Here is a 7,919-nt window from a genome sequence, read left to right as displayed (position 1 = left end):
CGAACTCGATGGCCGCGAGCGCGGCCGATCTCGATGGCGACGGCGACCTCGACCTGGCGATCGCCGTGGAATACGGCCGCAACCGCATCCTGTTCAACGATGGCACGGGCCGGTTCATCGAGGCTCCCCTCGCCGGCCCCGTCGGCGATCACGAGGATGTCGCGATCGCCGACTTCGACGGGGACGACGACCTCGACCTGGTCTTCGTGGGGGAGGACGACCAGGTCTACGGCTACCACCTCAACGATGGCCGGGGCGGCTTCACCGACGTCACCGGGCGGCTGCCCGTGCGCGCCACCTCGAACACCGTCATCGCCGCCGATCTCGACGGCGACGGCGACCCGGACCTCGCGGTTGCCAACGCCGGGCCGGACTTCATCTGGATCAACGACGGCGCCGGCGGCTTCGCCGACGAGAGCGCGGCGCGCCTGCCCGGCTTCGACGATGTCAGCCAGGACATCGCCGCCGGCGACATCGACGGAGACGGTGACATCGACCTGATGTTCGGCAACGAGGAGCGCAACCGGCTCTATCGCAACGACGGCAGCGGCAGGTTCAGCGACGCGCCCTTGCCGCTGCGCGCGGCGCCCGAGGAGACGCGCGACACCCACCTCGTCGATATCGATGCCGACGGCGACCTCGACGCCTATTTCGCCAATGTGCGGCTGTTCAACCCCGACCGCGACCAGCAGGATCGCCTGCTGCTGAATGATGGAACGGGACGGTTCGTCGACGCGACGGAGCGGCTCGTGCCGGACGATGAAACGACGATGGCGGTGGCGTTCGTCGACTTCGACGGGGATGGCCGGCCCGACCTGATCCGCGGCAGGCTCGGCGATCTCTCCGCGCGCAACTCCGCCTACCCGCTCGTGGCCTTCCGCAACGAGGGTGGGACTTTCGTCCCGGCGGAAGGCGTGTTGCCAAAGAGCGCCCTGGCCAATGCGTTCGATCTCGAGGTGGCCGACTTCAACGGCGACGGCCGCGCCGACCTGTTCGTCGCGAGCCGGGGCGGCCCGGACAGGCTGCTCCTCGGTCGCGGCACGCCCTAGATGCGCGACACCGTCTGGCGGCGGGCCTGCATGCTGGCGAGGAGCTCGGCGGAACGGGTCATGGGGGTCGTCCGCCCGGCAACGTCGCGCGGATCGTCGCCATAGCGGAAGGCCCGTTCGTTGGGACCGAGACACATCAGCACCAGCAACCAGATCGAGCCGAGGATCGGGATCAGCTGAATCCAGTACCACCACCCGGAGCGTCCGCTGTCGTGCAACCGGCGCACCGTGACGGTGATCCCCGGTACAGTGTGGACGATGACCGCGAACATGGCGAAGAACCCCAGCCTCCCTTCGGCCGGCGGCGCCTCGAGAAACATGACGTCCGCCACGACGGCCCCGGCCATCAGGAGCACCATGACGAGCTGGAAGACCCAGTACTGGGTGCGCGTCGTCCGCCCCGAGAGCTCGAAGTAGCGCAACATCGCGTCCAGATATCCCAGCACCGCCGAACCTCCCAACACCTGACGCAGCGACGTTAGGGCAAGTCGCTTATGTCGAGGTTGTACCGATCGATTGCAGTTTATCGATCGGGCACCTGCTTTTTCCTGTATTCGACCGCATTCATGCAGTCTTTCGGCGACTATCCGACAGCCTTGCTGCTGTACTCCGGCCCCGAGGGCGGGCCAAGGTGAGGGCCCACTGCCGGAATGTGCCGGTGGTCGGCAGCAGGGGACATCATGATCGCATCGATTCTGACTATTCCGCAGAGCCTCGACACCAAGGCCGACGACCTGTTTCGCCGCTTCGTCCGAGAAGCGGACGGCATCGTCGATGCCTACCAGCTGGAGACGGAGAGTGAGATCGCCGTCGTCTCCATCTGGGTCAGCGAAGCCAAGCGGCAGGCCTACATGGGCTCGCAGCTCGCCGCCGACGTCGCCAAGGCCTACCCGCAGGGTACGCGGCGGCTCTATTCCGTCCGCAACGTCAAATAGGAGCGTCCAATGATCCGTCGCCTGATCTTCGGCACCAGCGTGATCGTCCGCTCGCGGTCCTCCCGGCGCTGGCGGGAACGGAGACCGGCAACCCCGGTGGCGCCGCGTGTGACCGGTCGTGCGTCGCGCGCGATCTCGACGCGGCGCTGCGGGCGGTGTTCAACCGCAAGCAGGCCTGTGCCGAACCCGCCGGCGAAGGGTTGCCCCTGCCGTGGCCGTTCCCCTGGCGCTGCCCGCCCACGGAAGAGGCGGAGGCCGACTGAACGGCGGTTTCCGACAAGCAGGGGCAGCGGTCACGTCCGGCGCCCCTGATGTCGCTGGCCGCCCTCAGTCGAAGAAGCCCTCGTCGCCCTCCTCGAGGTACTTCCTGGCCAGCCTGGGGACGAGGTTGACGCCGAGACCAGGACGGTCGGGCACATCAATCAGGCCGCCCTTGACCGGCATGCCGTCGAAGCCCTCGGTAATGTCGTACCAGAAGGGCTCGAAGCGGGCCGGATACTCGAAGGCGATCAGGTTGTCCGGCATGGTGGCGCAAACCTGGATCAGCGCGGCCAGGCCGAGAATGCCGTTGGCGGTGCCGTGCGGGGCGATGGCGATGCCGTGCAGATCGGCGTGCTCGGCCACCCACTTGATCTCGGCGAGGCCGCCGATATCGCAGGGGTCCGGTCCGATGACGTTGACCGCGTGACTTTCGATCAATGCCTTGTAGTGCTGACGCAGGTAGATCTGCTCGCCGGTGTGGATCGGCGTCGTAGTGTGGTGGGTGACGTCCTTGTAGACGTCCGGATTGACGTAGGGCGAATAGTCCCCGGTGACGGTGTCCTCGATCCACATCAGGTGCAAATGCTCGAGTGCCTTGGCGAGGCGCAGCGCATCGAGCGGCATGAAGCCGGGACCGGCATCGACGGCAGTGTTGTAGCCCTTGCCCAGCGTCTCGCGGGCCGAGGTGATGCAGGCGACCAGATGGTCGAACCCTTCCTTGGTCAGCGTCCCCTTGTGCGGGTACGGGAACGGTGCATCCACCTGAACCTCACCGTAGAAGAAGTCGGGGAAGTCGCGCACCATCGACGAGTGATAGGCGCTGGGCAGCTTGAACAGGGTGAACTCGCCCTTCAGCGACTTGCCGTACTCGGCCCAGCGCTTGTAGCCGGCGGGCGTGTGCTCGGCACCGCCCGGCACTTCGGCCTGATACAGCGTGCGATAGGTGCGAACCTGGTCGCGGACCTTGCCGCCGAGCAGGCGGTAGACCGGGGCGTTCGCCGCCTTTCCGGCAATGTCCCACAGGGCATGCTCGATGGCACTGACGGCCGAACCGAACGGCTTGAAGCCGCCGCGCACGCGGATGCGGCGCATGACGCGCTCGACGTCGCGCGGATCCTGTCCGACGATCCAGTCCCGGAGCTGCAGCACCTGCGGCTTGACGTAGGGCTTGGGAGTCTCGATCTGGCTCCAGCCGGTGATGCCTTCGTCGGTCGTGATCCGGATCACGGGACTGCTCGCAATCACCGCACACTTCAGGTCCGTGATCTTCATTGGGGCGGATCCTCCTCAAAATCCTTCCGAAACAATGGCTTGTTCTTAGCGACAAACATCGCTGCAGACAAACGGGTTGTGGGCAAAACCGGGCGGAATGCACATTGCCGTGGTGCCGGCACGATCCCGGCCGCTTTACACCACGGCGCGACGCAATCTAGAACAGAACAGGAACATATGGATCGACCCCTTGCCTACTCCACCCTGGAAGCAGTCGCACTACCCCGGCAAGCGCCATCGGCTCAGGGATGCCGCAGCGGAGGGGCAGCTCGTCATCGTGCGCTGCAATCTCTGCCGGCGGACGGCAACCTATCTCGCGACCGATCTGGTGGCGCTGCTCGATCCTGAGCGCGACGCGCTGCGCCCGCCCTTCCGCTGCTCGAAATGCGGCAACGAGCAGTTCATCCGGGTCTCGGTACGCGTGCCCTATGCCGGCGACTGGGGGCACCTGCAGGTGAGGCGGCCCGGCCCGGTCCGGGTGATCCAGACCTGGCGTACGGTGCGGCTGGGTGACTGACCCCGGCCAGAACGGCCCCTGCGCGAGGGTTCTCCCGCGCTTGTGATGGGAGCCGGCATGGGCTAAGGCTCCCGCCCGCGACTGGGATGAGTTCGATGAGCGAGCCACTGACGGCGCCGGCCTCCGGCGACGCCACCGTTGATTTTTCCCACGCCTGGGGCAGCGAACTGCGGGCGACCTTTGCGCTTGCCTGGCCGCTGATCGTCGCGCAACTGGCGCAGAACCTGCTGTTCACCACCGACGTGGTGCTGATGGGCTGGCTTGGCCCCAAGTACCTCGCCGCCGGCACGCTGGCCGGGGCATTCCTGATGCCTTTCCAGCTGACCGGCATCGGCATCGTCGGTGCCGTGGCGCCGCTGGTGGCGCAGGCGCGCGGACGGCGGGATATCAAGGCGGTGCGGCGCGTGGTGCGGCAGGGATTCTGGGTCGCGATTCTCGTCGCCACCCTGCTGGTGCCGATCGTGCTCAGCATCAGGCCGATCTACCTGGCGCTCGGGCAGGACCCGGAGGTCACCGCCCTCGCCGAGAGCTACATGTTCGCCGGCTTCTGGATGCTCTACCCGGTGCTCGGCACCATGGTGGTGCGCTCGTTCCTTTCCGCTTTCGCCGCAACCCGGGTGATCCTGGTGGTCACGGTGATGGGCGTCATCGTCAACGCGCTCGTCGCCTACACGCTGATCTTCGGACATTTCGGACTGCCCCTGCTGGAACTGCGGGGGGCGGCGCTGGCCACCGGTTTCGTCAACCTGTTCATGTTCCTGGCGCTGACCGCCTATGCGCTCACCCATCGCAAGCTGAAGCGCTTCCATATCCTCGTCCGATTCTGGAAGCCGGACTGGCGCCGGTTTGCCGAGATCCTCAGGGTCGGGATGCCGATCGGGCTGACGGTTGCGGCCGAAGTCGGGCTGTTTTCGGTGGCGGCGATCCTGATGGGGCGGATCGGCACCGACGAGACGGCGGCCCATGCTGTGGCGCTGCAACTCGCCTCGACGGCATTCATGGTGCCGCTCGGGCTCGGCATGGCGGCAACGGTGCGTGTCGGCCTCGCCTTCGGCGCCGGCGACGCCGAGGGCATCCGCAAGGCCGGCTGGGTGGCACTGGCGATGGGCATGGGGTTCATGGCCGTCACCTGCACGCTGTTTCTCGCCATGCCCCAGCAGCTGGTATCGATCTTCCTCGACCCCGGGATCGCCGGAAACGCCAACGCGGTGGCACTGGCGGCGACCTACCTCGCGGTGGCCGGGCTGTTCCAACTGGCGGACGGAGCCCAGGTGGTGGCCGCGCACGCGCTGCGCGGGCTGTCGGACACGCGAACCCCGATGTGGCTTGCCTTCTTCGGCTACTGGGTGGTCGGGCTGCCCACTGCCTACCTGCTCGGCTTCGTCCTCGACTGGCGCGGCATAGGCGTCTGGATCGGACTGGCCACCGGACTGGCCTTCGTCGCGGTGCTGTTGGTGACCCGCTTCGCCCTCAGGGAACGGCTCGGACTGCTCCGGCATCTGGTCGGCTAGGATCGATCCAGGTCCAGTCGGCCATGCGACCGCGGAACCAGGTGCGCTGCCGCTTGGCGTATTGCCGGGTCGCGGTGACGGCGCGAGCGATGGCCTCAGCAACCCCGATCTCGCCACGCAGCAAGGCGCCGATCTCGGGCACGCCGATGGCCTTCATAGCAGGTAGGGCGGGATCCAGGCCGAGGGCGAGCAGCGCCCGCACCTCCTCGATGGCCCCGCCGGCGAACATCGCCTCGAAGCGCCGTGCGATGCGGTCGCGCAGCACGTCGCGATCGGGGTTGAGGACGATGCGCTCAACCTCGAAGCCGGCGAGCAGCCCCTCGGCACGGGTGTCCTGGAATTCTGCCAGCGATCTGCCGGTGGCATCGAGAACCGCCAGCGCCCGCGCCACGCGCTGCGGGTCGGGGGCCCTGAGACGCGCCGCGATCAACGGGTCGCGAGCGGCGATGAGCCGGCCGCGCGCCTCGCGATCGAGGCCGGCAATCTCGGCCTCGGCGGCGGCCAGCGCAGCCGGCGGCACCTCCGGAACGTCGGCAAGACCGGCGATCAGCGCCTCGAAGTAGAGGCCGGTACCGCCGACGAAGAACAGCGGAGCGTCACCGCTCGCAGCGATGATGGCCGCCGCGGCGCGGACCCAGGCCCCTGTCGAGAAGCGAAGGGAGGGCGCGACTTCGCCGTAGAGACGGTGCGGGGCGCGCGCCAGCTCCCCATCGCCGGGACGGGCGGTGATGAGGCGCAACCCGGAGTAGACCTGCAGGGCATCGGTGTTGACGATCACACCGCCTTCGGCTTCGGCACGGGCGAGCGCCAGCGCCGACTTGCCGCTGGCAGTCGGACCCGCTATCAACACCGCTCGCCGACCGGGCGCCCTGCCCATGTTTCTCAGGCCCTTCCCGGAAGTCCCATGCCGATCCTCTGCCTCATCGCCAATCCGGCCGATCCAGCACTCGACAGCGCGCTGGTGGCGGCGATCCAGCACGAGACGGGGGGCGAGATCAACTGGCTGCACCAGCGCATCGCCTGCGAGATTCATGCACCCCGGGGGAACGACCCGGTGGCAGCCGCGGGTGCGGTGATCGACCGCCGGGCGGTGGACGCCGTGCTGGTCCCGGAGGCGGATCGACGCAAGCTGATCCTCGTCGCCGACATGGACTCGACCATGATCGAGCAGGAGTGCATCGACGAATTGGCCGACGCCGTGGGGATCAAGGCCGAGGTCGCGGCCATCACCGAGCGGGCGATGAACGGCGAACTCGACTTCGAACAGGCTCTGCGGCATCGGGTCGAACTGATCAAGGGCCTCGAACGCGGGGCGGTCGAGGAAATCCGCCGCGAGCGAATCACCCTGGCTCCGGGCGGGCGGGCGCTGATCCAGACGATGAAGGCCTTCGGCGCCTACACCTCGCTGGTGTCGGGGGGGTTCACGCTGTTCGCGGACTACTTTGCCCGGCGCATCGGCTTCGACGAGGCCATCGCCAACGTGCTCGAGTTCGAGGATGACCGGCTGACCGGCACCGTCGCGAGCCCGATTGTCGACAAGTCGACCAAGCGCAGCCGGCTCGAGGCCCTCGCCGCGGAGCGCGGGGTGCCGATGGCACGCACGATGGCCGTCGGCGACGGGGCCAACGATCTCGAGATGATCCGCGCGGCCGGACTCGGGGTCGCCCTGCATGCCAAGCCGCACGTGGCAGCGCAGGCGGCGGCCCGCATCGATCATGGCGACCTCACGGCACTGCTCTACCTGCAGGGCTACGAGGAGGAGGACATCGTCCGGTGAGGCTGGAAACCGAGCGGCTGGTGCTGCGCGAGTGGCGGGACGCCGACAAGCCGCTCTACGCCGAGATCATCGCCGATCCGGTGGTGCGCAGGTTCTTCCCGGAGGTCGGCACCTATGCCGACGCGGACGCGGGAATCGAGCGGGCCCGCCAGAGACTGCGCGACATCGGCTACTCGTTTTTCGCCGTCGAGCGGAAGTCCGATGGCCGGTTCCTCGGCATGCTGGGCATGGCGCCATTCCGCGACGAGTTGCGACTCGCCATTCCGGGTGCCCCCGAGGTGGAAATCGGCTGGCAACTCGGGCAGCCCTACTGGGGGCAAGGCTATGCGCCGGAGGGGGCGCGCGCCATGCTGGACTTCGCCTGGCGAAGCCTGCGGCTGACGGAGGTGGTGGCCATCACCTATGACGGCAACCTGCCGAGCCGCCGGGTGATGGAGAAGATCGGGATGCGCCACGACCCCGACTCCGACTTCGACCACCCCGACGTGCCACAGGGGCACCTGCTGCGCCCGCACGTGGTCTACCGCATCCTCAATCCTGTCCTGCGCGACGACTGACGCCGAGGCCTCAGCCGAGGCGCACAGCGATGAAACGGCT

General features: G+C 67.8%; 9 protein-coding genes. 6 read left to right on the top strand and 3 right to left on the bottom strand.

The features are described from left to right. Positions 1-1,049, top strand: a 1,049-nt coding sequence (locus tag ACE3TU_RS15815; protein ID WP_374625886.1) for an FG-GAP repeat domain-containing protein, incomplete at its 5' end; no start/stop codon positions are given. On the opposite strand, the gene ACE3TU_RS15810 is transcribed toward ACE3TU_RS15815, so the two are convergent. Continuing rightward, positions 1,046-1,495 carry a DUF805 domain-containing protein gene (locus ACE3TU_RS15810; RefSeq protein WP_374625884.1) on the bottom strand — a complete coding sequence of 150 codons (450 nt, stop codon included), beginning with the start codon at positions 1,493-1,495 and terminating at the stop codon, positions 1,046-1,048. The two genes, ACE3TU_RS15815 and ACE3TU_RS15810, sit on opposite strands and share 4 nt — an antisense overlap. Positions 1,496-1,729: 234 nt before the next feature. Here ACE3TU_RS15810 and ACE3TU_RS15805 point away from each other — a divergent pair, with 234 nt between their 5' ends. Next, complete coding sequence (locus ACE3TU_RS15805) at positions 1,730-1,984, top strand: hypothetical protein (protein ID WP_374625882.1); 255 nt, start codon at positions 1,730-1,732, stop codon at positions 1,982-1,984. 327 nt (positions 1,985-2,311) lie between these two features. Here ACE3TU_RS15805 and ACE3TU_RS15800 read toward each other — a convergent pair whose 3' ends face one another. Further along, the gene (locus ACE3TU_RS15800; RefSeq protein WP_374625880.1) at positions 2,312-3,517 is read right to left on the bottom strand and encodes a mandelate racemase/muconate lactonizing enzyme family protein; all 1,206 of its coding nucleotides are present in this window, start codon (positions 3,515-3,517) and stop codon (positions 2,312-2,314) included. Positions 3,518-3,707: 190 nt separating this feature from the next. Here ACE3TU_RS15800 and ACE3TU_RS15795 point away from each other — a divergent pair, with 190 nt between their 5' ends. Together ACE3TU_RS15795 and ACE3TU_RS15790 are read left to right on the top strand one after the other, a co-directional pair. Beyond that, complete coding sequence (locus ACE3TU_RS15795; protein WP_374625878.1) at positions 3,708-4,034, top strand: hypothetical protein; 327 nt, start codon at positions 3,708-3,710, stop codon at positions 4,032-4,034. Positions 4,035-4,129: 95 nt separating this feature from the next. Continuing rightward, positions 4,130-5,545, top strand: coding sequence for an MATE family efflux transporter (locus tag ACE3TU_RS15790; RefSeq protein ID WP_374625877.1), 1,416 nt, complete (start codon positions 4,130-4,132; stop codon positions 5,543-5,545). Here ACE3TU_RS15790 and miaA read toward each other — a convergent pair. After that, on the bottom strand, positions 5,505-6,422 hold the full coding sequence (gene miaA / locus ACE3TU_RS15785; protein WP_374625875.1) for a tRNA (adenosine(37)-N6)-dimethylallyltransferase MiaA: 918 nt from the start codon (positions 6,420-6,422) through the stop codon (positions 5,505-5,507). The genes ACE3TU_RS15790 and miaA overlap by 41 nt on opposite strands. A 27-nt stretch (positions 6,423-6,449) precedes the next feature. On the opposite strand from miaA, the gene serB reads away from it, so the two are divergent. Both serB and ACE3TU_RS15775 read left to right on the top strand, forming a co-directional pair. Continuing rightward, positions 6,450-7,322: a phosphoserine phosphatase SerB gene (gene serB, locus ACE3TU_RS15780; RefSeq protein WP_374625873.1), complete on the top strand. Its 873-nt coding sequence runs from the start codon at positions 6,450-6,452 to the stop codon at positions 7,320-7,322. Next, entirely contained in the window at positions 7,319-7,879 is a 561-nt protein-coding gene (locus ACE3TU_RS15775) for a GNAT family N-acetyltransferase (protein ID WP_374625871.1), read from the top strand. Before serB ends, ACE3TU_RS15775 begins: the two co-directional genes overlap by 4 nt. The last annotated feature ends 40 nt before the right edge of the window (positions 7,880-7,919 follow it).

Source organism: Devosia sp., from assembly GCF_041917035.1.
In the GTDB taxonomy this organism is placed as follows: Bacteria; Pseudomonadota; Alphaproteobacteria; order Rhizobiales; family Devosiaceae; genus Devosia_A.
The sequence above is the reverse complement of the archived record's forward strand: the minus strand, read 5'-3'. Positions and strand labels throughout refer to the sequence as shown.

What these genes read in the sequence shown, in the direction of transcription:
- serB (WP_374625873.1), top strand. Translation starts at nt 6,450, where the DNA reads ATGCCGATCCTCTGCCTCATCGCCAATCCGGCCGATCCAGCACTCGAC.
- miaA (WP_374625875.1), bottom strand. Translation starts at nt 6,422, where the DNA reads ATGGGCAGGGCGCCCGGTCGGCGAGCGGTGTTGATAGCGGGTCCGACT.
- ACE3TU_RS15805 (WP_374625882.1), top strand. Translation starts at nt 1,730, where the DNA reads ATGATCGCATCGATTCTGACTATTCCGCAGAGCCTCGACACCAAGGCC.
- ACE3TU_RS15790 (WP_374625877.1), top strand. Translation starts at nt 4,130, where the DNA reads ATGAGCGAGCCACTGACGGCGCCGGCCTCCGGCGACGCCACCGTTGAT.
- ACE3TU_RS15800 (WP_374625880.1), bottom strand. Translation starts at nt 3,517, where the DNA reads ATGAAGATCACGGACCTGAAGTGTGCGGTGATTGCGAGCAGTCCCGTG.